The sequence below is a fragment of the Alsobacter sp. SYSU BS001988 genome, assembly GCF_054796215.1.
On record NZ_JBTAMK010000006.1, the window covers coordinates 1 to 23,237 of the forward strand.

Annotated in this window: 20 protein-coding genes and 3 pseudogenes; 13 read left to right on the top strand and 10 right to left on the bottom strand. The window is 61.1% G+C overall.

The features are described 5' to 3' along the window. Positions 1-1,198: 1,198 nt before the first annotated feature. Both ACYVO7_RS13245 and ACYVO7_RS13250 read right to left on the bottom strand, forming a co-directional pair. Positions 1,199-1,849 (bottom strand): SOS response-associated peptidase, encoded by a 651-nt coding sequence (locus ACYVO7_RS13245; RefSeq protein ID WP_460450299.1) that lies wholly within the window; start codon positions 1,847-1,849, stop codon positions 1,199-1,201. A gap of 203 nt (positions 1,850-2,052) precedes the next feature. Next, on the bottom strand, positions 2,053-2,982 hold the full coding sequence (locus tag ACYVO7_RS13250) for a LysR family transcriptional regulator (protein WP_460450300.1): 930 nt from the start codon (positions 2,980-2,982) through the stop codon (positions 2,053-2,055). A gap of 137 nt (positions 2,983-3,119) precedes the next feature. Between ACYVO7_RS13250 and ACYVO7_RS13255 the strand changes: the two genes are divergently transcribed. Together ACYVO7_RS13255 and ACYVO7_RS13260 are read left to right on the top strand one after the other, a co-directional pair. Then, the gene (locus tag ACYVO7_RS13255; protein WP_460450301.1) at positions 3,120-4,097 is read left to right on the top strand and encodes a Bug family tripartite tricarboxylate transporter substrate binding protein; all 978 of its coding nucleotides are present in this window, start codon (positions 3,120-3,122) and stop codon (positions 4,095-4,097) included. Positions 4,098-4,167: 70 nt separating this feature from the next. Then, positions 4,168-4,884, top strand: coding sequence for a dienelactone hydrolase family protein (locus tag ACYVO7_RS13260; protein ID WP_460450302.1), 717 nt, complete (start codon positions 4,168-4,170; stop codon positions 4,882-4,884). 224 nt (positions 4,885-5,108) lie between these two features. Here ACYVO7_RS13260 and ACYVO7_RS13265 read toward each other — a convergent pair whose 3' ends face one another. Beyond that, positions 5,109-6,461: an adenylate/guanylate cyclase domain-containing protein gene (locus ACYVO7_RS13265; protein WP_460450303.1), complete on the bottom strand. Its 1,353-nt coding sequence runs from the start codon at positions 6,459-6,461 to the stop codon at positions 5,109-5,111. A gap of 190 nt (positions 6,462-6,651) precedes the next feature. Between ACYVO7_RS13265 and ACYVO7_RS13270 the strand changes: the two genes are divergently transcribed. The 9 genes and pseudogenes from ACYVO7_RS13270 (at position 6,652) to ACYVO7_RS13310 (ending at position 14,586) form a co-directional block, all read left to right on the top strand. Further along, positions 6,652-7,554, top strand: a complete 903-nt coding sequence (locus ACYVO7_RS13270) for a GNAT family N-acetyltransferase (RefSeq protein ID WP_460450304.1) — start codon at positions 6,652-6,654, stop codon at positions 7,552-7,554. A 55-nt stretch (positions 7,555-7,609) separates the two neighbouring features. After that, entirely contained in the window at positions 7,610-8,479 is an 870-nt protein-coding gene (locus tag ACYVO7_RS13275) for a GNAT family N-acetyltransferase (RefSeq protein ID WP_460450305.1), read from the top strand. Between the two features lie 95 nt (positions 8,480-8,574). After that, positions 8,575-9,411, top strand: coding sequence for a class I SAM-dependent methyltransferase (locus ACYVO7_RS13280; protein ID WP_460450306.1), 837 nt, complete (start codon positions 8,575-8,577; stop codon positions 9,409-9,411). Positions 9,412-9,529: 118 nt separating this feature from the next. Then, positions 9,530-10,285 (top strand): substrate-binding domain-containing protein, encoded by a 756-nt coding sequence (locus tag ACYVO7_RS13285; protein WP_460450307.1) that lies wholly within the window; start codon positions 9,530-9,532, stop codon positions 10,283-10,285. Between the two features lie 112 nt (positions 10,286-10,397). Next, positions 10,398-11,199: pseudogene (locus ACYVO7_RS13290) on the top strand (IS5 family transposase). Between the two features lie 171 nt (positions 11,200-11,370). Then, positions 11,371-11,679: a response regulator gene (locus tag ACYVO7_RS13295; protein ID WP_460450308.1), complete on the top strand. Its 309-nt coding sequence runs from the start codon at positions 11,371-11,373 to the stop codon at positions 11,677-11,679. 1,652 nt (positions 11,680-13,331) lie between these two features. After that, positions 13,332-13,661 (top strand): annotated as a pseudogene (locus ACYVO7_RS13300) (IS5 family transposase); the annotation flags it as partial. A gap of 515 nt (positions 13,662-14,176) precedes the next feature. Continuing rightward, positions 14,177-14,374, top strand: a complete 198-nt coding sequence (locus tag ACYVO7_RS13305; RefSeq protein WP_460450309.1) for a hypothetical protein — start codon at positions 14,177-14,179, stop codon at positions 14,372-14,374. Then, positions 14,371-14,586, top strand: coding sequence for a hypothetical protein (locus tag ACYVO7_RS13310; protein ID WP_460450310.1), 216 nt, complete (start codon positions 14,371-14,373; stop codon positions 14,584-14,586). Before ACYVO7_RS13305 ends, ACYVO7_RS13310 begins: the two co-directional genes overlap by 4 nt. Positions 14,587-14,834: 248 nt before the next feature. Here the strand turns inward: ACYVO7_RS13310 and ACYVO7_RS13315 are convergent. After that, positions 14,835-15,101: pseudogene (locus tag ACYVO7_RS13315) on the bottom strand (DNA ligase-like domain-containing protein); the annotation flags it as partial. Positions 15,102-16,398: 1,297 nt separating this feature from the next. Between ACYVO7_RS13315 and ACYVO7_RS13320 the strand changes: the two are divergent. Continuing rightward, positions 16,399-17,547 (top strand): alpha/beta hydrolase, encoded by a 1,149-nt coding sequence (locus ACYVO7_RS13320; protein WP_460450311.1) that lies wholly within the window; start codon positions 16,399-16,401, stop codon positions 17,545-17,547. A gap of 164 nt (positions 17,548-17,711) precedes the next feature. On the opposite strand, the gene ACYVO7_RS13325 is transcribed toward ACYVO7_RS13320, so the two are convergent. After that, the gene (locus ACYVO7_RS13325) at positions 17,712-18,278 is read right to left on the bottom strand and encodes a fasciclin domain-containing protein (protein ID WP_460450312.1); all 567 of its coding nucleotides are present in this window, start codon (positions 18,276-18,278) and stop codon (positions 17,712-17,714) included. 321 nt (positions 18,279-18,599) lie between these two features. Between ACYVO7_RS13325 and ACYVO7_RS13330 the strand changes: the two genes are divergently transcribed. Continuing rightward, positions 18,600-19,778 (top strand): GAF domain-containing sensor histidine kinase, encoded by a 1,179-nt coding sequence (locus tag ACYVO7_RS13330; RefSeq protein WP_460450313.1) that lies wholly within the window; start codon positions 18,600-18,602, stop codon positions 19,776-19,778. Positions 19,779-20,076: 298 nt separating this feature from the next. Here ACYVO7_RS13330 and ACYVO7_RS13335 read toward each other — a convergent pair whose 3' ends face one another. From ACYVO7_RS13335 to dnaN, 5 genes are all read right to left on the bottom strand, one after another. After that, the gene (locus tag ACYVO7_RS13335) at positions 20,077-20,463 is read right to left on the bottom strand and encodes a hypothetical protein (RefSeq protein WP_460450314.1); all 387 of its coding nucleotides are present in this window, start codon (positions 20,461-20,463) and stop codon (positions 20,077-20,079) included. 2 nt (positions 20,464-20,465) lie between these two features. Beyond that, positions 20,466-21,011 (bottom strand): helix-turn-helix domain-containing protein, encoded by a 546-nt coding sequence (locus tag ACYVO7_RS13340; protein ID WP_460450315.1) that lies wholly within the window; start codon positions 21,009-21,011, stop codon positions 20,466-20,468. Positions 21,012-21,275: 264 nt separating this feature from the next. Beyond that, entirely contained in the window at positions 21,276-21,572 is a 297-nt protein-coding gene (locus ACYVO7_RS13345; RefSeq protein WP_460450316.1) for a hypothetical protein, read from the bottom strand. A 50-nt stretch (positions 21,573-21,622) separates the two neighbouring features. Beyond that, positions 21,623-21,772, bottom strand: coding sequence for a hypothetical protein (locus ACYVO7_RS13350; protein ID WP_460450317.1), 150 nt, complete (start codon positions 21,770-21,772; stop codon positions 21,623-21,625). Positions 21,773-21,844: 72 nt separating this feature from the next. Further along, complete coding sequence (dnaN, locus tag ACYVO7_RS13355) at positions 21,845-23,038, bottom strand: DNA polymerase III subunit beta (protein ID WP_460450318.1); 1,194 nt, start codon at positions 23,036-23,038, stop codon at positions 21,845-21,847. Positions 23,039-23,237: the final 199 nt, after the last annotated feature.

The window sequence follows — 23,237 nt, forward strand, 5'->3', positions numbered from 1 at the left end:
GGCCTCTTCACGTCTCAGTTGCTCTTCGCGCCAATGGTGGCGCCGCCATTCTTCGCGTCGGCGGTCTTCGTCCCAGCGCGGGCGGCCCCATTCCGGCTCGCCGTACCACTGGACCGCAACAGTGGGTGGTGCGCTACGGTCTGACTCCGCGGCTCTCGCGCCCGCGGCCGAGATGGCGCAACCGACGGCCAACGCCGCCCAAAATGCATTCCTCATTATTTCAACCTTTCGAGCTTAGGACCCCGTACCCCTGCACGCGGCAGCACCGGTTGGGTCCTCAACGGACTCGGGCTCTCCGGGATCCCGCCAATGTGAGCACCCGTGCGGTCGCGTTGGCGAGGAGGGCGCCAACTTGGGGCCAAGGGACCTACAGCGACTGGCGTCTTAGGCCATTCAGGCCATCGTACGAGCGACAGAAAGGTTGTAAAAAGGCCAGATCACCCGCTGCGCCACTCGCCCGTTCACCTGGAGGGCCACTTGAGCAGCATCGATTTCAGGCCCACACCCGTTCGTTTCGGGCCGAGGCTGATGGCCGCCTTGGGATTGGCTGCTCTAGGCGGTATTGTTGGCGTGTGTCTTATCGAAGGAGCGCGCCTTCAGCACGCGTCCTTGGCCAACTACGCACAATTTGTTCAGGACAGCGTGAGCCAAGCGTGTGGCAGCCTCGCTGTCCAGGATGAGCATTGTGGCGCCGTGCTGAGACAGCTTCTGTCACGGCATGAACAGGCGCTATCCCGGCGGGATGAGAGCCCTATGCCGTGACCCGCCGGGCAGTGCTGGCAGCCATGTTAGGCAGCTTGACCTTCGGCGCAGCGCTCGCCTGCGACTTGCCCCAGGTGGACCGCCGCTTAGAGGCCGCCAACGAACATGCGTTTTGGGCGGAATTTTGGGACGAACTCGATCCACGCGAGGCCGCCGCCGAGCGAGGCTACTGTCTCTTCGAGCTCAAGGCGGCAGTCGCGCTGACTCAGGACACAGACTGCGATACGCACCGGCGCGCGCAGATTTTGGGGCGATACGCCAGAGAGCACGCGAGCTCCAAGAGCGGATTCGGATGTGCCCTAATCAGTCCTCAACCGCCCAGCCCTGAACCGCGAATTGTCGGCCTGAGGTGAACTCAAGCCCGTCCGATTGCCCAGAGCAAATGCAATCTGAGCCAGGAATGCCTTCTGAGTGCACGAGCTCCGTGCGCTGAGACTTAAGCGGCCAACGGATCGATGGCCGCGTAATCCTTCTGCCGAGCATTGTTCATGGCGCGGTTCATCGGTCGGACCACGAACGCGTCGAGGGCGAGCAGAAGCGGCTGATCCAGGATCGCCTCTTGCGACAGATCGAGCCGTGCGTTCACCTGGTCGTACGCCAGGACGAGCGGCATCCGGTCATGGTAAGGGGCGACCAAGGCGTTCGGCTCGTTTGTCAAAATGGCGAACGCCACGCGCCTGTCGCCCTTGTAGTCGCACTCCTCCCAAATGCCCGCCAGCATCAGCGGGAGGCCGTCCTGGCGGCTGAAATAGTAAGGCTGTTTGCCGTCCTCCTCGCGCCATTCATAGAAGCCTTGGCGTGGGATGACACAGCGCCGCTGTTTCAGGTGGCCGCGAAACTGACCCCGCTTCATACCGTCGGTGCGAGCGTTGAGCAGCGGCGGGCGCGGCTTGCCATCCGTGCCGGTCATGGTGATGCCGAAGCGGGCCAGGACGGTGGTCGGGCGCACTTCGGGTCTGGCGAGCAACGCTGGGACAAGCTCCGTCGGCGCGACGTTCGGATTGAAATCGAAATTCAGACGCGGCCCGCTATGCAGGCGCCGCGGGATTTCAGACCATTCGCTGACTGATCGAAAGCGATTGCACATGGAGCAGAGATAGGCCGCTGTGGCCGTAGCGCCAGCCCTTCCTTCCCCCGTACCGAGAACCAGCCAGCGCCGACGCACGAACTGCGACAGATATATGCCCCCTGAGATGCAGGAGCATGGCGTTGACCCTGGCCCGTTTGCGAGCAATCTTTGACCCAGCATGTTCGGCAGCCGCTGAAGGCACCCGATCACTGCACGAGTCCTCAGTCACCGTGTGCCTCGTGACGCGCGCTTTCCAGAAAGATCTCCGCTACTTTGCTGAGCGATCGGCCTCTAAGAGTGACGAGAACGTTCTCCGCGCCGCTTGACGGCAGATCAACTGGAAGCACTTTGATTTCCGACCGCACGTCGGCACGTTGCAGAATCGAAGCTGGAAAGATCGTGACTAAGCGACCTGCTGCTAAAAGGCTGATCCGCACCTCTGGGGAGTTTGCGATGACCGTCGGCGATGGCGGTTCGACGCCTCTTTCACGAAAAGCCTTCCGCGCAAGCGCGCCGATGACGCTTTCGGGGGGAGGCAATGTCCAGGCTTCCGTCGCAAGTTCGTTGAGATCAACCTTACCTTTAAGAGCAAGGGGGGTTCGCCGCCCAACTGCCACGACGTATCGGTCGTGCGACAGGAACTCGAAGTCCAGCGGCTCGTCCGCCCTCGGTGAGAAGCTGCGCACGATAAGCAGATCAACCGAGCGGTCGCACAATTGACGGCGCAGCGGCTCAAGATATTCGGTTATAACGTGAAACACCATCCGCGGATGTCGTTGCGCGAGCCGGCCAACCACCGTCGAAACGAAACCTGCCGCAAGAATCGGGGTGCATCCAATTCGTACTTCGCCGGCGGCGGGATCAGAGAGATTCCTGACGTTGTTTACTGCCCGACGCAGATCGTCGAAAACGGCTATTCCTCCCTCGAGCAAAGCCTTGCCGGCCGCCGTCGGTTCGATCCCTTTCTGGTGGCGGTCTAAAAGCCGGACACCGACGATGTTCTCCAACTCCCCAATTGATCGGGATACACCGGGCTGCGTGGTGTTGAGGAGCCTGGCGGCTTTGCTCATGCTGCCTGCCTCAATGACAACGAGCAGCACGTGCAGTTCATGCAGTTTGATCCGAAGTCCTATCCGCTCGCTTGAATCCATGGACGCGGCTCCATCACACGAATGGTATGCCTGGATCAGAACTTAGCATGCTACGCGCATGGAGCATCGCGCTAGCTTTCCGCGATGTGGGGGAGAGTTCTCAATTCCCCGGTTGGAAGGTGCCAGCGGAGGGCGCGATGTCCCGTTCACGGCGCGAGTTTCTTCACCTCAGCACAGCAGCTGCTAGCCTTTCACTCACGACACGCTACGCATGGGGCCAGAGCTATCCTTCGCGACCGGTTCACATCAACGTGGGCTTTGCTGCTGGCGGGCCCAACGACATCATCGCGCGGTTACTGGGGCAATGGATGGCAGACAGGCTCGGTCAGCCATTTGTGGTTGAGAATCGCGCAGGAGCGGGGGGCAATCTCGCGACAGAGGCCGTCGTCCGGGCACCCCCAGATGGTTATCAGCTTCTGCTCGCGGGCACCCCGAACGCGATCAATGCATCTCTTTACCAAAACCTTCATTTCGACTTCATGCGCGACATTGCGCCTGTAGCCGGCGTGTTTCGAGGTGGGCTCTTGTTGGTGGTGCATTCCTCCGTCCCGGTGCGCTCATTCCCGGAGTTCATCGCCTACGCGAAGGCGAATCCAGGCAAGCTCGCCTATGGATCGGGCGGGAGCGGCGGGATTTCGCATATGACCCCGGAACTCTTCAAGTTGAAGACCGGTATCGATATGGTTCATGTCCCATACCGAGGCATTGCTCCCGCTTTGATTGATCTACTTGGCGGGTATATCCAGGTCTTGTTCGCAAATCCCGGCCAGACAATCGAGTTCGTAAAAGCGGAGCAGCTGCGAGCGCTTGCAATCAGCACCGCAACGCGCTCCCAGGCGTTTCCTGACATCCCAGCCGTGGCGGAATTCGTAGAGGGGTTCGAAGTGAGTTCCTGGTTCGGCTTTGGTGCGCCGAGAGGCACCCCTGTCGATGTCATCAACGAGCTGAACAGTGAGATCAATGCAGGACTGGACAATCCCGAGATCAAAGCGCGGCTCGCCGATCTCGACGGCGTGCCCCTCGCCGGATCACCCGCGGACTTCGGCCGTCTCATCGCGAGTGAAACTAGTAAATGGGCCTTCGTTGTCCAAGCAGCAGGGCTGAGGTCAAACTAACGAAGCCGGTATCACCACGTCAGCGAGATGGAAACCTCGTTTGGGTGTCGTGCAAGCAGCCGGAGGGAGAATGCCTGGTCGAGCATTTCAAATTCCATCCACGGGCGGAGGCCAATTTGGCTGCTACTTGGCAAGTCCAATAGCTGGCAACCCAAGTCCCGCCGTTGTGCTCGCGTCCTCGATCCTCGGCGTCAATGAAGACATACGTGCGATCGCCGACGAATTTGCAGACAATGGCTACGTGGCGGCGGCTCCCGATCTGTTCTGGCGATCGATTCCAGGTCCGCTTCAACGCGGGAGTGGGCGTGCGGCCGAACGAGCGCAGCCGCGCAGGCTCAGGATCACAATCGGCGAAGCAGATATGTCAGACACTTTGTCGTTCGTCGCCAACCTGCCTGAGTGCAATGGACGCGCAATGGCGATGGGCTTTTGCTACGGCGGACCATACGCGATTATTGGACCAGGGCGTCTCGGCTACTCCGCAGGTCTCTCCTGCCACGGAAGTGATATGCTGGACTACATTGAAGAACTAGAAGAGGGCAGCAAGCCGATACGTCTACTCTGGGGCGACCGGGACAACCGGGCGCCTCCGGAGGTGCTCGACAAGTTCATCAAGCTTGCAATTCGTACTAAGAATCTCAAGGTTCACATTCTTCCAAGAGTCCATCACGGTTATATGATGCCTAGCAACCAAGCCGCATTCTCACATTCAGCTCGCAAATTTTCGATTGCTTGCGCCCTCGGGATTCTCAGCGAAATGCGAAGGGAGCGCAAAGTGGAGCCGTAATACTGACGAGCGCTCGCTTACTTTGGCCTATTCACGGGGGCGCTTTTCGAAGGCCAATTCAAGCGTTTGCTGCATCTCTGAGCCGCTAGTCAGGTTCTGCCTGCTCCTTTGGTGGAGGCCAGATGCGGTCGCCTTGGCCGCATACAGCAAACCGGCGCGAAGCTGCCCGTCAGTGCCGGCTTGTTTGGTCATAGCATCAGTCGGCTGAGGCTCGGCAAAGTCGCTCAATGATACGGAAAGTAGGAATCGCCATCTTCAGCAGCTTCGAAAATGCGCATCGTCTCATTCAGCCCCTTGAAGTCGTGACTGGCCAGGGCACGGAAGTTCAGTCCCGATCCGGCTACGAGGTCTCGAACAGTGCTCGACACGAGCACCTGACCGCCCTGGGCCACAGAGGCAATACGAGCGGCGATGTGAACTCCGATCCCGGCGATGTCGTCACCACTGATTTCGATCTCACCCGTATGAAGGCCAGTTCGGACCTCCAAGCCGAGCGCGCGAACGTGCGTGGTGATGGCCGACGCACAGCGCACGGCGCGAGCAGGCCCGTCGAAGACCGCCAGAAACCCGTCGCCCAGCGTCTTCACTTCTCTTCCACGTGCCCAGACAAGCTCGCGGCGAACGATGTCATGATGTTGGTCCAACAGCGATCGCCATGCCCTATCGCCGAGTGCAGACGCGCGCCGAGTAGAGTCCACGATGTCGGTGAACATGACAGTCGCCAGGATTCGATCTGTATCCGATACGGGTCGGACGCCGGTCACGAACTCCTCGACGAGATCGGCCATGTCCATCGAGTTGTCTCCGATATAGGGGAGATGGTCGGAGCCCGAAAATTCGACTAGCTGCGCACCGGGAATATTTCGGGCGAGAGTTCGGCCTCCCTCGACACTCACTGCTGCATCGTTGGTCCTGTGGAGGACGAGAGTTGGTACGCGGATCGCGCTGAGCACACCCGAGATGTCGATTTCGCTGTTCATCCTCATCAGGGCGAGAGCGGAGGACGGACTTGCGCCTGCGCGCTCATGGCGAGCCCAAGCCTTCTTGAAGGCAAGCTCTCCCGCCATGGACGGGGCGTATTTGGCTGCGCTTTCTCCCGTCCCCCACTGATGGGCCACATAGTCGCGAAAGGACGCGAGTTTTTCCTGGGTTGGGTACCAACTGGAGAAGTGAGCGAACGCTCCGTACAAAACCAGGGATATGCACCGGTCGGGGTATGTAGCTGCAAAGAGGCAGGCGAGTGACCCACCTTCCGAGATGCCGAGCATCACTGCGCGCTGCGACCCAGCGGCGTCCATGACGGCCCTGGCGTCATCCATTCTCTCGTCCATGCCGGGCAGTGCGGCCGCGCGATCCGATAAGCCTGTTCCGCGTTTATCGAAGGCGATCACGCGAGCGAATTTCGACAGCCGCTCTAGCCAACGTGCTGCATCCGGGTACTCCCAACTTTCTTCCACGTTGGAAATGAATCCAGGAACGATGACGAGATCGACAGGTCCACGTCCGAACACCTGATAGGCGATGTGGAACTCGCCGCTCTGGGCGTAACGGGTCTCTGGCTCCAGGCGTTTGCTCATGTGATCGCCCTAGCACTGGGATCGTCAGATGACTATGACGCACCCCGCTTCGCTTCTAAATGCCGTCGTGGGGCGATCCGACTGCGTATGCAATCCGAGAGGCTGACGCCCTTCGGGGTGCTCCGACCCAGCGATCGCAAATCGAATGTGCTAGTCTGATGTTGGCGAATTTCGTGCGGACAGTGGTGCAATGGCGACCACGATCAGACCTGCGAAACCCGACGATCTTGAAGCCGCCGACGCGCTGGTCGTCGCCAGCATCAACGACCTGACCGTTCGCCATGGCTTTGGACCAATCGCGACGCCCAGCCCACCCCGGCTCCAGCGCTTCTCACTCGCAGACGATCCCGAGGGTCTCTGGGTGGCTGAGCAGGACGGCGAACTGCTCGGCTTTGCGTTCTCCTGGTTCAGCGACGGGCTCTGGTTTCTCGCCCAGCTCTTCGTAGAGCCTGACCTCCAAGCGAGTGGGGTTGGGCGCGACCTCCTCGCGAAGACACTGGCTCATGCTGAGAAACAAGGGGCGAGCGCAAAGGCCCTCATCACCTTCGCGTTCAATCGCGCATCCCAAGGTCTCTACATGCGCCATGGGCTCTATCCGATCACGCCCCTGTACATGATGAGCGTCGGCCAGAATGCCGTTGCGAGCCAATTGGCCTTGGCCCGCTTGAGAGCCGAACAGCTTGAGCCTTCGGCGGCGTCGATCGAGCGCCTTTCCATGATCGACAAAACCGCCTTGGGCGCGTCGCGTGCAAAGCACCACGGCTACATGCTAACGGAAGGTGGACTGACAGGTGTGTCGCTTTGGGCTGAGGAAATCTGCGTCGGCTACGCCTATGTGGGGCGAGACGGTCATATCGGGCCAGTGGCCGTGACATCTGCGGATCATGCGGCGGATGCCTTTGCTGCGGCCGTGACTTTGGCGCGAAACATGCCGACCAGTCAGGTCTCGGCGTTCGTGCCAGGATCAAGCCCGACTGTGCTTGATCGCGCTTTGAGCCTCGGCATGCGTATCACGCTCCCCATGCTGTTGATGGCCGACAGTCTTCCACGAGCCTGGGATCGTTACCTGCCCAGAAATCCGGGGCTGATGTGAAAGCGCGATCTGAGCCGTTTTGGCTACGGGCTTGGACGATCAAAGGGATCAGGCAATGACTCTTGTCGTTCGGTCAGCCCATGCCAACGACGCGGAAGCATGTGGTCGTATCTGCTTCGACGCGTTCAGAGTGGTGAGCGAACGTCATGGCTTTCCGTCCCCATTTCATTCACTTGAGGCCGCCACCGGTCGCGTCACCGCCTTAATCCGACACCCTGCCGTCTTCGGGCTGGTCGCTGCTTCCGACCAAGACGATCAGATCGTCGGCTTCGCGTTTGTAAGCGAACGCGACCCGATGCGAGCGGTCGGGCCTGTCGCCATCGATCCTGCCGTCCAAAGCCAAGGCGTGGGGAGGCGCTTGATGGAAGCCGCCCTGGAACGCGCCGAAGGAGCACGTGGCGTGCGCCTCATGCAGGATACGTTCAATATGTCGTCCTTGGCGCTCTATGCCTCGCTCGGTTTCGACGCCAAAGAGCTTTGCATGGTCGTCACTGGCCTACCAGCGAGCGCACCTCTGGCGGGTTGGGATGTCCGTTCGATGGTCGAGTCCGACTTGGAGGCATGCGAGGCTCTTCACCAGACGGTCCACGGCTTCACCCGAACGAATGAACTCCGCGAGACACTCGCGACAGGCTCACCGATCGTCGCACTTCGGAATGGCAAAGTTCGAGCCTATATGGCCGTGCCGACAACCTGGCTCGGAAACCACGGCGTTGCCCAAAGTGAAGAGGACATGCAGGCGCTCATTCTCGGAGCAGCCCGCCTTGCAGAGGGGCCGCCCTCTTTTCTCCTCCCTATGCGGGCCTCCCAATTGCTGCGCTGGTGCCTTTCGCGGGGCATGCGCACCATCAAGCCAATGACCCTGATGGCGGTCGGCGAGTACAAGCGGCCGCAAGGAGCCTACATGCCCTCCGTACTGTATTAGCGCGAAACGCTGGATAGAAGGCGTGTGGACCAGCGGCCTGAACGACCGATGTCCAGTTTGGAACGTAGCCGAACAGCCAAATTGGGAGAACAGCGATGGGTGAGATCGAAGCCGGTGTAGCGCAACATTACGGAGCTTATGACGTACTCGCCCGAATTCGGAGCGGGCTCGTCGCGATGGGGCATGATCCTGATAAAATTTCGCCCGAGACACTTAAGCCGGTAGATGAATTCCATATCGGCGGCGCAGAGGCCACGGCGGCGCTGCTGGAGAAGGCTGAAATTCGACCCGAGATGGACGTGCTTGATATTGGGTCGGGCATAGGCGGTCCTGCACGCATGATCGCCACTCTTTATGGGTGCCGGGTCACAGGGGTGGACCTGACCCCGCATTTCGTGGAAACCGCTCGCGCCCTGAGCCGCATGTGCGGCATGGGAGATCGAGTGCGCTTCGAAATTGGGAGCGCCCTTGCGCTGCCGCTCAATGACGCTTCCTTCGACCTCGCCCTACTTCTCCATGTCGGCATGAACGTGCCGGACAAGGCAGCCTTGTTCCGTGAAGCCCGCCGCGTCCTCCGGGATCGCGGCAGGTTCGCAGTCTATGACGTGATGCGAACTGGTGATGGCGAACTCTCTTTCCCGGTTCCATGGGCGGAAGCACCTGATGTGTCAGCATTGGCGTCACCGGAGGCATATCGCGAGGCGGCCGAAAACGCTGGGTTTGCCCTCGATTCAGAGTCAAACCGGCGCGAGATCGCCTTGGGGTTCTTCGCGCAGATACAAGCACAAGCTGCGGGAGCAGCGCCGCAGCCGCTCGGCCTGCACAATCTGTTGGGGCCAACTGTACTGCAAAAAATGGCCAACATGATTTCAGCTATCCGAGCGGGGACGATCGCGCCTGTACAAATGATCTTCTCTGTCGCGAGCCGATGAGGACGAGCAATGAACGCCGAAGCTGTGATCGGCCTTGCACGTGAAGGCAAAGAAGTCACGACTCAAGGAGCAGTCACGACGAACTGAACTTTGGGACTCTGGAATTCTGGAGAACACGATGCGCAGCTATACGGTTACCGCTGCTACCCTTGTCCTTGCACTCTGGACATCTTGCTCGCTAGCGGCGGAGATTAGGCTTATCTCCGTTCTTCCAGCTAAAGAGATGCTTGCTGATCTGGCCCCTCAATTCGAACACCAGACTGGAAACAAGGTCGTGGTCACGTGGACCGGCTCAGTTGACCTAAAGAAGCGCATACTAGCAGGTGAATCCTACGATCTTATCCTGACAACAGATAAAGACATCAACGACTTCGCCGAGAAGGGCGTCGTGCTGGGGGGCAGCAAGGTCGATCTGATGCGATCTTCGATTGGCTTTGCAGTGCGTGAGGGAGCGACCAAGCCTGTGATCCAGACGCCGGATGATCTAAAAAACCTGATGCTCTCCGCCAAGGCAGTCGGATACTCGACAGGCAGCAGCGGCGTACATCTTGAGAACATCTTCAAACAGATGGGGATTTGGGACCAGATCAAACCCAAATTGATCAAAGTGCCCTCCGGCCAAACGGTCGGACAGGTATTGGCTGCTGGTGACGCGGACGTGGGTTTTCAGCAGGTCAGCGAGCTAATCCATCATCCGGGCATATCGTACGTGGGGCCGCTGCCGCAGAGCCTCCAGCAGGTCACGATCTACTCGGTTGCGATCTCAAAGAATTCGAACGCGACGGAAGCCGCAAGAGCCTTGGGAACGGTTCTCTCATCCAAGGAGGCAGCAAAGGCAAAGACCGAGCATGGCATGGAGCCGATTGATCGCTGACCGCCCCTGATTGCAGAACCTCGGAGAGCATCATGACTGGTTTAGGTCGCAAACTCATAAAAGGGATTCCATTCAGCGGTGAATGCTGATTCAAGCTCCTTGGAGGGCCCGAATGAGCCAGCGCCGTTACGAACTGACCGACTTTGAGTGGTCGATCATCGAGCCTTTGCTGCCGAACAAGCCGCGCGCCGTTCCCCGGGCGGATGATCGCAAGGTGCTGAATGGGATCTACTGGCGCCTGCGGAAGGGCTCGCCCTGGGCCGACATCCCCGAGCGCTACGGCCCGGCGACGACCTGCTACAACCGCTTGGTTCGGTGGCGGAAACTTGGGGTGGGGAGCGGATCTTCCACGCCGTTTCCGCTGGCTATGATGGCGACTTGCAGATGATCGACTCTTCGTCGGTGCGCGTGCATCAGCATGCCGCCAACGTCAAAAAGGGGGCCTCGCGGAAGCGGACGCCGCCCTTGGGGACGAGCCTCACACCCGATGCATGGGGCGCTCGCGAGGCGGACTGACCACGAAAATCCATGCCCTGGTCGACGCCAATGGCCTGCCGATCCAGCTGAAATTGACGGAGGGCCAAGCTCACGACGGGCGAAGCGCCGTCGGCATGCTGGACGGAATGGGAGAAGGCCAGATCCTGCTTGCGGATCGCGGATACGACAGCGACGGACTCCGGCGCTCGTTAGTCGAGCGCGGCGCTTGGGCCAACGTCAAGCCAATGCCAAACCGCAAGAACGTCCCCGCGTTCAGCCGCTTCCTCAATTGCTACCGCAATCTCGTTGAGCGGTTCTTCAACAAGATCAAACACTTTCGCGCTGTGGCGACCCGCTTCGAAAAACACGACGCCAACTACCTCGCCCTCGTGAAGCTCGCCGCAGTCAAAATTTGGATGAGGTTTATGAGTCGGTGACCTAGGGGAGTGCATTGGCTCGTGCAGAACAGCGCGCAACGGCGATCGACGAAACCGGCGCAAGCTCTCGGGCGTAGTCTTGCATCGGTCTGTCGCCTCCGCCGGGGGACCGTCTTCTGGACGCCGCGCTTCTGTCGCGCCCGGGATGCTTTTCGCGCCCGGGATACGAACATGCCACCCCACAATCCAACCGTCCTCGTGGTCGAGGACGAGGCGAACATTGCGCTCGCGATGCGCGACGAGCTGATGCTGGACGGCTTCGCCGTGGTCGGGCCATTCGCCCGCTCTCGCGACGCGGAGGAATGGCTCAGGGGCGCGCGGCCCGACTGCGCCGTGCTCGACATCCGGTTGGGGGATGGCGCCGACACGGGCGCCCTGGCGGAAGAGCTGGTCCGGCGCGGCATCCCGGTCATCGTGGTTTCGGCCTTTCAGCGCGAAACCTCCCCCGTCCAGATCGCCGCAGCCTTCTGGTTGGAGTAGCCGGCGGCGCGCAAAGCGCTGGCCTCGGCCATCCGCACCGTGACCCAAGGCCGCCACCAGGGGAGACCCTGTTGAACTTCGTGGCGAGAGGCGCATTCTCTCACCGGCACCGCACGACGCTGCGGCCGCTTTCTGGACGCAGCGACATCGTCGCGCCTGGGATCTTGAGCCCAGGAGGCTCCCATGCCGTCCAATAAGATGCTCGTCCTACTAACCCGAGGACGTTTTCATCATCGGGACCACGCTCGCAGACGAGCTTGAAGATGCCGGGTTCGAGGTCGCCGGACCGTTCGACCGATGCCGCGACGCGGAGAAGTGGCTTCAGAACGCCAGCCCCGACTGCGCAGTTCTCTACATCAGGCTGCTGGACGGCGACTGCACGATTCTGGACACCGAGCTGATCCGCCGCCACATCCCGGTCGTCGTGTTCTCCGGCTTCCAGGCGCACGCGTGTCCCGTGCCGATCGCCGCAACCGTGTGGTTGGAAAAGCCGGCCTTATCGGGGGCTCTGGCCGCTTCTGTCCGCACCGTGACCTCGGCCGCATCGCTTTAGGTATCTGGACCGGCAAGGTCGACCGCACAAAAACAAGCCCTGGTGGGACGGGGCTGAGGGGGGGCTTGCGGTGCGCGTGCTCGGAGGAACCGAGGCGATGGCTGACTTCGTGCTCGTCGGGGTCACTCGCACTCGGGCAAGGGCAGGACCTTCACTCGCCTAGAGACCGCGTCGGTCAACTCGACACTCTATCGCTCCCGATCTGGAGCCGTCATGCTGTCTTGTGCAAGGGACGCGCACTCCGCGAGAGCGTAGCGCCGGGCCTCGTCTTCGGACCCGAACTCTTTCCCGCGAACGTCGAGCATGGAGGTGGAGCCGTGCCAGATGTTGATATGAAACCTCGGCATGATGATCCCCTGAGTGCCCGAAGGCGAACAGAGTTGCGAGCGGGTTGTTCCAGAGCTTGCGGCCCAGTGCGCAGCGGCGACGGGCATCATGCACTTGGGCAAAGCCTGATGTAGACTCTTGCTCAATACGTTGCAGGCGGCCTGTGAGGCAGTGACCTTGCGTTGGGGGCTTTGTCTCATGCTCTCGCACGAACCGACAATCCTCGTGGCCGAGGATAACTCGATGATCGCCTTCGCCGTCAGCGAGGAACTGGAAAACGCCGGCTACCAGATAGCTGGTCCGTTCGCCCTCTGCTGCGATGCTGAGGAGTGGCTAAAAACAACCCGATTGCGCCGTGCTCGACTTTCGGCTGCTAGACGGCGACAGCGCGTCTCTAGCTGCCGAGTTAAACCGCCTGGGTATCCCGGTCATCGTCCTCAGCGGCTTCGAGAAAAAGACTGCACCAGTGAAGATAGCCGCGACGGTATGGCTGGAAAAGCCTGCGGCACCGGGAGCTCTTGCCCAGGCAGTCCGCCACGCGGTTGGACTGAGGCGTTCGGCATCCGCCAGCGACCAGCGCGTGCAGGTCTAAGCCATCGCAGCTACTGAACAAACACGCGGTCCATTGCGTTTCTTTCCCTGGACATTTGGCCACTTCGCCACCGTCGATCAGGTCATGCCCAAGATCCAGTCCCTCGACCTAGGTCGTAAACTCATAAAAGGGATTCCATTCAGCGGTGAATGCTGATTCAAGCTCCTTGGAGGAGCCCGAATGAGCCAGCGCCGTTACGAACTGACCGACTTTGAGTGGTCGATCATCGAGCCTTTGCTGCCGAACAAGCCGCGCGGCGTTCCCCGGGCAGATGATCGCAAGGTGCTGAATGGGATCTACTGGCGCCTGCGGACGGGCTCGCCCTGGGCCGACATCCCCGAGCGCTACGGCCCGGCGACGACCTGCTACAACCGCTTTGTTCGGTGGCGGAAACTTGGGGTGTGGGAGCGGATCTTCCACGCCGTTTCCGCTGGCTATGACGGCGACTTGCAGATGATCGACTCTTCGTCGGTGCGCGTGCATCAGCATGCCGCCAACGTCAAAAAGGGGGCCTCGCGGAAGCGGACGCCGCCCTTGGGGACGAGCCTCACACCCGATGCATGGGGCGCTCGCGAGGCGGACTTCACCGTGATGATTCGCCCGACCAGGCAAGGGCGTTGGCGGAGATGATCGCCAGCATGCCTGATCTCATGTCGGCGTCGGATCGGCGGCATTCCCGCCCGGGACGCAGGGACCGGTCTTCGTTGAGGGCCCGTGCTCCGATAACCAGCGGCGTCGCCGTAGCAGTAGGCGAGCCAGGTGCCACTGGCGTCGGCAACGCGAAAGCCGGCCGGCATGGCGTGGACGGTCCAGGGCGGCGGGAAGCGGCGGGTCATGGTTTTAGGTGTCGAGGGCCGGTTATAGATTCAAACGTTTGTGCTTTCGATAACAGTGGAAACCTACCAGACCGTAGCGCTGCCGCCCTAGCGAGCCCTGAACTAGGCGGGATGGCGCACGCTTCACCCCTACTTTTAGGAGAACATTAGTGCAGTTAGTCAGGGGAGGCTGCTGACAAGGCGGAGCGGATGGAACCGGACGACGAGGTGATGGACGGCGAGCAGCACACCGTCTTGCTCGAGCAGGCCCTCTGGGAGTACTGGCACGAGGTCGTTGACGAGCCGCTGCCGCCGAAGATCCTGATGCTGCTTTGTGAGCTGGCCCGCCGGGAGGGGAAGCAAGCTCACCGACGACTTCATGGAAAAGCGTACCGGGATTACGGATGACGAGACTTCACCGGCGGTTGCTCATCCTGGCCGAAAAGGGACGCCTCAGATACGAAGTCGGCTCGCATGCCGCAAAGTTCATGGGCCCTTTCGCGGAAGCGCTGGAGCGCAACGGTTGGGTCAAACAGTTCGCGTCGGGCGATTTCATGGCTTTTCAGATCACTGATGAAGGCGCCCGGCATCTTCGCCGGTTGCTCGAGCTTGAGGAATAGCAGCGCATCGGGGCACCTGCCCCGTAGGGCCCTGAGTTTCTTCCACCCCTAGACGCCCTCGTGCACGCACGCGGGTTTATCCGTGCCGCAACTAGTTTGGACACTTCGACTTCAGCCAGCGCCGCGACCGGCCCGACCGATACGGGCTGTCCCAACGCTTCGAGATGATGCCCTTCAAACCCAAAGCGCAGTCGTGACGGAACAGGGCCTCGCCGTCGTCGGCGGTCTCGTCGACATAGGCGACCCCGTCAAACGGGCTCGTCGTGCACCTGGTACCGCAGCACAGTCCGGCGCAATGCCAAGGGCCAGGGGCGCAGATCTTTCCCGTCCAGTTCGAGAATATCGGACGCCATCAGGATGGCGTGCTGGGCGCCGGCCTTCGACCGCAGCGCGTGGAAGTCGTCGCGACCATCGGGGAGCTGAACGACCGCCTCGCCATCAATCACACATGAGCTACAGGGAAGCTCCAGGAGGCCGCCAAAGATCCTCGGCAGGCGCTGGGTCCAGTTGAGGGCGTTGCGGCTCCAGCCGCGCTTGCAGCCCTTCGCGGCGGCAGATCATCCGAACTCCGTCGTGCTTGGGCTGGTGGATTCAGAGCGGGCCGGATGGAACACGCTCGGCCCGACAGGCGAAACACGGCGCAATGAAGCCTGGAGGAGTCCGGAGCCTCCGGTGGAATGCCGGGACATCGCCTGACGCGGTTCCATCCTGGTCTGAAAGATCGCATGAAGCTGAGTCTGGGAGATGCAGCAGTACCCTCTCTCGCATCCAGCGTGCACGCCAGCGTCACGGACACGTAGGCTGTGACGTAACGTAGGTCAGAAGAGATCAGGTCAGGCACCTCGAGGTCCGGTGCTAGGGCCGATCGCCCGTGTCGGCGAACCCACACCGTGGCGCAGCCGAGCTGCCTCGCGGTAGGCACCTCAGTGACACCCTCGGCGATGTGCGCAACCTGGTGCGGCTCGACGGCAAGACGGCGAAGCGCTCTCTCGAAAATGACTGAATCCAGCTTGTAGCTCCGGGTCTGCTCGGAGTGATGACGTCCGCGAACCTCACGCCAAGCCTCTGAGCTGTCGCGACGAACAGGTCGTCATCGATGTTCGAGATGATCGCCAGCCTATATCGCGTGCTGAGCTGCTGAAGCACGTCCACCGTATCGAGAAAGGGCCGCCAGTAGGCAACTGACGACACCAGCACCTGGTGATCTGCTGCGCCCACTGGGAAGCCGAACCGCCGCCCGAACTGCTGGACCACCTCGGCAAGCACCTCCCGGTATGGCTTTCAAGGGGGCTCGCATAGTGCGCCGTCGATGTCCTGGAAGGCAGCGACGATGTCGTCGTCCGACAGCAGGACCCCGTGCCGGGCCAACAGGGGTCGCAGGGCTTCAATCGCGCCCGTCTCCCAGTCAACCAAGGTGCCGTAGCAGTCGAAGGTGAGCGTGGTTAGGGCGGCTGGATCAGGTAGAAACATTCTGGATACCATGGGCGGACGCATCCGGACTCGATTCACGCAAGTCCCTCACGGTTCCCTGTATGGGAAAGTGCGGGTTGCCTGGCGCCTCCCCGTTTAGATCCGCTACGCAGCCGGCGGGACTTCGGCGAACCGTTTCCCCGTATTTATCTCGCTAATCCGACCCGGGTTCATGTCAAAGTCAGCCGCGATCTTGGGTGAAGCGAGATCTCGATGCGCGCACGTAGAGTAGCTGGCTCAAGCCATCGTGAACGCCGGGCCAGGAACATGTGGTTGCCCGAGTGATTGCCGACGATCGTGCGAACCCTTTCGTTCGTCCCTGTTTACCTAAGGACCATGTTCATGACCATTTTCAAGCCCGCGCTCTGGGCCACGATCTCCCTTGCAGCGTTGACCGCGTCGTTTAGCGTTTCGGCCATGGCGCAGACTGCAACACCAGCGTCGCCCTCCATGTCGGATGACAGCGGAACGATGCAACGGTCCGACAAGGATATGCGCCGCGTCCTGGAGAAGCTCCACGCACTCGGCGCAAAGCCCATCGGCACGCAATCGGTCGAGGAGACCCGAAAAGGTCCGACGCCCGCCGACGCGGTCAAAGCCGTCCTGAAGGATGAAGGGAAAGATGCAGCCGCCTTGATGGCCAAACTCAAGGTGGCCAAGAAGGACATGACCTATCCGACGGGGGGTAGCCAGCAGACGATCCGCATCTACACGCCCGAGGGTTCGGGTGGTCAGCCCAAGCCGGTGGTTGTCTACTACCATGGCGGCGGATGGGTCATCGCCGACCTCGACACCTACGAGTCGTCCGCCATGGCTATGGCCCATAAGACCGGGGCGATCGTGGCCAGCGTCGAATATCGCCACGCGCCGGAGAACAAGTTCCCGGCCGCGCACGAGGACGCCTTCGCGGCCTACCAATGGGTCGTGAAAAACGCCGGTCAGTTTGGCGGCGACCCCCAGCGCTTGGCCCTCATGGGCGAGTCCGCCGGCGGCAATCTGGCCACCAACGTGGCGATCATGGCTCGTGACCAAAAGGTCGAGGCGCCCCTACATATCGTCCTCGTCTACCCCGTGTCGGGCACCAACACCGATACGCCGTCCTACCAGAAGAACGCCCACGCCATGCCGCTGAGCAAGCCGGCTATGGAATGGTTCTTCCAGAACACCGTGTCGAAGGACGCTGATCGGAACGACCCGCGTCTCGACCTGGTGGGCAAGGCCAATCTAAAGGGTCTGCCTGACGCCACCTTGATCACCGCCGAGATCGACCCACTGATGTCGGAGGGCAAGGCCCTGGCGGACAAACTGAAGCAGGGTGGATCGAAGGTGAAGTACGAGAGCTTCGCGGGGGTCACACACGAGTTCTTTGGCATGGACGCGGTGGTGAAAGACGCAAAGAAGGCGCAAGAGCTTGCGGCGGCCGATCTCAAGGATGCCTTCTCTGCGGGCGCCACCGGCGCGATCAAGGGGCCCGCACCCGCGAAGCAATAAGGCCCGAGACGCCGTGGAGGACTGCCCAGCTGACGGGCAGTCCTTCCGTCTCAATCTCCCGTTTCTGAGCTAGTTTGAATCGCACGGCCCGACTGGGCCAGCTCTCCTTCCACTTTCCGCTGAGCGATGAGCCCAGGATTTTGCCTGGGCCCAGCGCTGGTCAGCTACGGCATCAGAACCGCATCCACAACGTGGATCACGCCGTTCGACTGCATCACATTCGAAATGGTTACGCGAGCCGTGTTGCCTTTAGCGTCCTCGACAAACAGTGACTTCCCGCTCTTACCAGGAAGGACGGTCAGCGGCTCACCTTGAACGGTCTTGAGAGTGGTCCTTCCTCCGCCTTGCTTCACCATCCTCATCAGGTCCTGCGCTGAGTAGTTGCCCGCCACCACGTGGTAGGTCAGCACCTTTGTCAGTGTGCCCTTGTTCTGCGGTTGCACGAGGTTGTCGACCGTACCGGTCGGCAGCTTTGAAAATGCACCATTGGTCGGAGCGAACACCGTGAATGGGCCGGGACTGGCGAGGGTGTCGACGAGGCCAGCCGCCTTGACCGCCGCCACCAGCGTCGTGTGATCCTTTGAGTTCACGGCATTCTCAACGATGGTCTTGGTCGGATACATGGGGGCGCCGCCGACCATTACCGTTCTGGCCAGAGCCGAGCCCGACAGCGTCAGCGATGCGGCGAGCGCAAGGGCGGCGCAGGCTTGAGGGCGAATAAGCGAGGTCATCGTGGGTCTCCCTGATGGCCCTCAATCTGGGGCCCACATCCGAGTACGACCGCAAAGAGCAGCGCGTTTCCGAACATCTGCGGAAGAAGGATCAACTCGGCGTGATGTAGGGACGCCGCGGGTCGCGGATCCACTACGTTGGTCCTCTCCGGCCTTATCAGCCCAAACCGATGTTGCTCACCCGATTGGCTGACGTCCTGAGCAGCACGACTGGAGGCCGCCGTTCTGGATTTCGCCGGGCCGCGTTCCCGCCTAGGCTCTCAACGGGGGAATGTCGTACGCTAGAGTCGTGTCGCGGGCCAACCGTGGGAGGCACATCGCGTGCATGATTTCCAAGCTGACCTAGACAAAATCGGCCAGATCTCGGCCGTTCCGCTCATTCTGGACGTGGTCTGTCGCGTCACCCACATGCGCTTTGCAGCGATCGCCCGCGTTACTGACGATCGCTGGGTTGCTTGTCAGGTTCGCGACGACATCGAGTTTGGACTTAAGCGCGGTGGTGAGCTCGATGTCGAGACCACAATCTGCAAAGAAGTACGCGACGCCTCGCGGGCTGTCGTGATCGATCATGTCGCCTTAGACGAAGCATATTGCGAACATCCAACACCGCGGCTCTACGGTTTCCAGAGCTACATTTCACAGCCAATTATTCTACCCGATGGCTCGTTTTTCGGGACTCTCTGCGCCATCGACCCGGAACCGGCCAAGCTGAACACCCCGGAAGTGGTGGGCATGTTCAAGCTGTTCGCGGATCTGATCGCCTTTCACCTCACGACGGTTGACCGGCTAACCGCGACAGAAGCGATGCTTCTCAATGAGCGGCAAGCGGCGGAGCTGCGGGAGCAGTTCATTGCCGTGCTTGGGCACGATCTGCGGAATCCGTTGTCTTCGATCAGCGCCGGCGTGAGGCGTATCACGACGCTGAAACCTGCGGATCAGGACCGCATGGTTCGCCTAATCGACAACAGCATCGCGCGGATGGCGGGTCTGATCGACAATGTTCTGGACTTTGCACGCTCGCGGCTTGGAGGGGGCCTTAGTCTCGATAGAAAGCCGAACCAAAACCTTGGACCCAAACTCCAGCAGGTTATTGATGAACTGCGAGAAGCGTGGCCGGGGCGCGAGATCCGATCTGACCTGATCCTCCCGCTCAGGGTGAACTGCGATAGCGACCGACTGGCTCAGATGCTTTCGAACCTTATAGCCAATGCCCTGCTGCACGGCTCCCAAACCGACCCCGTTCTTGTGGTGGCGCGCGCCGACGCGAACATCCTTAGCATCGCAGTGACAAACTCCGGAGATCCCATTCCGGCTAGTGCGCAGGATGGACTGTTCGAGCCATTCACCCGTGCGCGAGTAAGACCTCATCAACAGGGCCTCGGCCTGGGCTTATTCATTGCCCAGGAAATTGCTCGTGCTCACGGCGGTGTCTTGGAGGTCGATTCCTCCCAGGAACAGACGGTGTTTTTATACCGCATGGCGATGCTGGCGCTAGATTAGCGTTGTCAACATTTGCCGAACCCCTTGAGCCGCAATCGGACCGTTCGCGCCAGAGAGACACCATGGGCCGAGTGCTTCGTCAACCGTCGCTGTCCTCCACGCCCCACCGCACGGCCGGGATCTCGGCCCGGTCGATCGTGACTTCCGCAGCGCCGGCCGTTTGGGCGATGGCGGTTGCAGACGCTCGGCGGTGCTGACGTCCATTTGCCCGATGACGGAGCGGCGGCATTCGGCATAGCAAATCTTCCGAGCCGGATAGCAGGGCCAACCTGGTTAAGCTTTATGCTTGAAGGTCACTTTAAAAAGTGAACGGATAGCCGAGGATGCGGATCCATAAACGGTCGACCCACAGCAGCTTACCGCCGCGCTTCGCTAACTCCGCCTCCAGTTTTTGTGCCTGATGAGCGTCGGCCCACGCCTTTGATTTTGCTGAAAGCGCTTCTTTACAAGCCTCGGAGACACTGTCCGGCGACCGCCACTGTATCGCCTTGCTTACCCGGTGAGCGACCACGGGCCCGTATAATCGCGAGATACGCGGAATTTCGTAAGCCAGCACTTTCTCCCGCGCTATGTAGAAGCTGTCTCGGATGGTGCCGGCCTCGATTATGCTCCAAAGCCGGTCGTATTCCACCGCGCAACACTTCGCGATGCTGGGATCTTCGTAATACCGAACCGCGTTCGTCATGATCACGACTCTGGCTGGCCGGCCACTGGAAGGCCAGGCTTCGTCCGATATACTTCGATATGCTGCAGCGCCCATTCGACGCGAGTGTCCGGGGTGTCCAGACTCGCTCCCAACCATTCGGCGTAGCGTGAGGGAATGATCTCCACGATGGGGATCAGGTCATCCGGATGGTCGGACAGACTGCTCTGGATCTTCGCCAGCATCATGCGGTGCACGCTGTTGAAGCCGAGGAGCTTGGCTATTTCGGGGGCGAACTCGCGGAACACGCCATCATTGGGGTAGCCAATGAGCACCGCTGGTCGGGGGGCCTCCAAGATCCTGCGTGCGATATTTTCCACCGCCTCTTCCAGGTCGACTAAGGCATCCTGGTGACGCTCAAACATGGTCCAGGTCCGGGCCTTCTCCAGGTTTTCCACAATGTCGCGGCGGCCCGGCATGCCCAGGAGGGTGGCCAGCTCCGCCGGGTCCATGCCCAGGCGCAGGCGCATTGCCTTCAGGTCGCTCGGTGTCACGTCGGACAGCTCCGGGGGAATCTCAACCAGCATCATTCTCAATCCTCCAATTTGGGCCCGGTCAATCCCGGGCAGTTCAGCGCATGTCAGATACTCCGTGCCTCTAGGGGGGCGGCCGGCGCGGCCTTCCGTCGGCCAGTTCAGCCCTGAAAGCCAAGGGTGGGTTGCATCGCTCAGGCGATCGGTGCTCAGCGTGAGGAACGCACTAAGCGGGGGCTCGAGGTCGGAGGGACGAAGGTTCGGCATGGGCTGTGTCCAGGGTTCGCCTCGGATTGTTCCGGGCGTGGTGGCGGGATGGCGTCAGTATTCGAGGCGGTCCAGCAGGGTGATTGGCCCGCGGAAGGCGGCCGAGAACCATGCGGACCTGCGAGCCTGCACGAGGTCATGGAAGCAGGCATAGCCGGCGAGCTTCTCCAGGCAGGTGCGGAGGGCCGCCCGGCTCTCCGTGATCTCCGGCGCCGCGCCGGCCGGATGCACAACGCGGGCGTGGATGCCGGTTTCGGACCACCGGTCGTCCCACTCGCGGCGCGCCTTGGCGGCGGTCATCTCCTCTGGGACGGTGATGGTGACGGTCATCGTCAGGCACTTGCGTGCCATGGTGCATGCTCCAGGTTGGGCCCGGACGTTCCGGGCGAGGGCAGAGGAGTTCAGGCTTCCCTGCGATCGACTTCGTCGAGATCCCTAATTTGGTAGCCGGGCTTCGCCATGATCTGGGCGATGGCGTCGGGCGTTCCGGCGTTCCGCTCGGTACCGTCCATCCACCCTTTGACGGCCAGTACTGCGTCGCTCTCGTTCATAGCCTGCCTTTTCCTTGTGGGCTTGATTTTTCTCCCGCCCGCACCAGCCGCGGCCAGGCGGGCGATAAAGCCTCAGACTCGCATCGGCGTCACAACCACGACCAGGTGCGCGCTTGTGGGCGTGTCGACGCGGATGGGCGAGCCCGGATCATTTAAGTGCAGCTCGACGTCATCGCTCGAAAACTGCTTCATGATTCCGAGGAGGTAGCCCGCATTGAAGCCGATCTGGAGCGCACTGGAGCCGCCCCAGGTCACGGCAATCGCCAGCATGGAGTCCGACGCGGAGCCATTCTGGGAATGCGTCACGGAAGCCGTCACAATCGAGCCGGAGCCGTCACCGTCCGCCTCCAGGTCCAGCTTCACGGCGCGGCCACGCTCGGAAGAGATCACAGACACCCGCTCGACCAACGACGCGAATGCTTCACGGTTGACGCGGAGCCTCTTGTCGAACGTCGACGGCATGACTCGCTGGTAGTCCGGAAACGTCCCGTCGATCAGTTTCGAGCGGATCTCGACATTGCCGCAGGCGAAGGTCACATAAGCCGGCTTGTCGGCCGTGCCGCGGCTTAGGGTGACCGTCACGAGCACGGGCGGCTTGCGCTTGCCCATGAGCGCCAGGACATCCTTCACGGTCGCGGCGGGCACGATAAAGCCCGGGAAACCGTCCCCATAATCGGCCAATTCGGCAGGCAAATCGCCCGTCCAGACGGCCATACGGTGGCCATCGGTCGTCACCATGCGGAGCATGCGTGCGCCGTTCACGTTTATGGTGTGAACATAAATTCCGTTGGGATACCAGCGGGTTGCCTCAGTCGAGACGGCCCATTCGGTCCGGCCGAACGCATCGCCCAGAACGTCCGACATCATCGAAAACGTGGTCATATCCGGCGCAGAAAGTCCGGGAAACTCCGGAAAATTTGCGACCGGGAGAGTGTGCAGCGAAACGCGGGCGCCCTCGAAGTCCAGCGCCGCTCTTTCGGCGTTCGCCTGGAAGTCGATGGCCACGAATTCGGACGCGGTTTTCTTCACCATGTCCGCCAGCTGATGGGTCGGGAGCGTGACGTCAAAGCCCGCGTCCGCCGAAGCGCCGTCCAGGGTGACGCGGATCTCGCGGTCAAGGTCGGTCGTGATCAGTTGGACGGCGCCGTTCATGGCGCGAAGCCGGGCGTTCGCTAGGACGGGAATATGGGTCCGCCGGTCCGTCACACGCTTGGCGAAGGTAAGCGCGGCGTTGAACGTGGCGCGGGAGATCATGGCTTGCAGCATGAAAGTATCCTTCGGGTTTTTTTCCGAGTGTTCGGAAGAGATTTGAAGATGAGCGGCCTGTTTTTCTGAGTCAATCCGAGTCGTTGAGATTATTTTGAACGTCCAGCAACGGTTTATCTGGACGTTTAACGGTGAGAGATCTGTGGAGGGTATAGGAACCGCTTCAGGCGCAGCTGACGGAAGCCGGCCGGCGCACGGG

Coding starts and splice junctions, on each gene's coding strand:
- ACYVO7_RS13245 (WP_460450299.1), bottom strand. CDS start 1,849: ATGTGCAATCGCTTTCGATCAGTCAGCGAATGGTCTGAAATCCCGCGG.
- ACYVO7_RS13250 (WP_460450300.1), bottom strand. CDS start 2,982: ATGGATTCAAGCGAGCGGATAGGACTTCGGATCAAACTGCATGAACTG.
- ACYVO7_RS13255 (WP_460450301.1), top strand. CDS start 3,120: ATGTCCCGTTCACGGCGCGAGTTTCTTCACCTCAGCACAGCAGCTGCT.
- ACYVO7_RS13260 (WP_460450302.1), top strand. CDS start 4,168: ATGCCTGGTCGAGCATTTCAAATTCCATCCACGGGCGGAGGCCAATTT.
- ACYVO7_RS13265 (WP_460450303.1), bottom strand. CDS start 6,461: ATGAGCAAACGCCTGGAGCCAGAGACCCGTTACGCCCAGAGCGGCGAG.
- ACYVO7_RS13270 (WP_460450304.1), top strand. CDS start 6,652: ATGGCGACCACGATCAGACCTGCGAAACCCGACGATCTTGAAGCCGCC.
- ACYVO7_RS13275 (WP_460450305.1), top strand. CDS start 7,610: ATGACTCTTGTCGTTCGGTCAGCCCATGCCAACGACGCGGAAGCATGT.
- ACYVO7_RS13280 (WP_460450306.1), top strand. CDS start 8,575: ATGGGTGAGATCGAAGCCGGTGTAGCGCAACATTACGGAGCTTATGAC.
- ACYVO7_RS13285 (WP_460450307.1), top strand. CDS start 9,530: ATGCGCAGCTATACGGTTACCGCTGCTACCCTTGTCCTTGCACTCTGG.
- ACYVO7_RS13295 (WP_460450308.1), top strand. CDS start 11,371: ATGCCACCCCACAATCCAACCGTCCTCGTGGTCGAGGACGAGGCGAAC.
- ACYVO7_RS13305 (WP_460450309.1), top strand. CDS start 14,177: ATGGAACCGGACGACGAGGTGATGGACGGCGAGCAGCACACCGTCTTG.
- ACYVO7_RS13310 (WP_460450310.1), top strand. CDS start 14,371: ATGACGAGACTTCACCGGCGGTTGCTCATCCTGGCCGAAAAGGGACGC.
- ACYVO7_RS13320 (WP_460450311.1), top strand. CDS start 16,399: ATGACCATTTTCAAGCCCGCGCTCTGGGCCACGATCTCCCTTGCAGCG.
- ACYVO7_RS13325 (WP_460450312.1), bottom strand. CDS start 18,278: ATGACCTCGCTTATTCGCCCTCAAGCCTGCGCCGCCCTTGCGCTCGCC.
- ACYVO7_RS13335 (WP_460450314.1), bottom strand. CDS start 20,463: ATGACGAACGCGGTTCGGTATTACGAAGATCCCAGCATCGCGAAGTGT.
- ACYVO7_RS13340 (WP_460450315.1), bottom strand. CDS start 21,011: ATGATGCTGGTTGAGATTCCCCCGGAGCTGTCCGACGTGACACCGAGC.
- ACYVO7_RS13345 (WP_460450316.1), bottom strand. CDS start 21,572: ATGGCACGCAAGTGCCTGACGATGACCGTCACCATCACCGTCCCAGAG.
- ACYVO7_RS13350 (WP_460450317.1), bottom strand. CDS start 21,772: ATGAACGAGAGCGACGCAGTACTGGCCGTCAAAGGGTGGATGGACGGT.
- dnaN (WP_460450318.1), bottom strand. CDS start 23,038: ATGCTGCAAGCCATGATCTCCCGCGCCACGTTCAACGCCGCGCTTACC.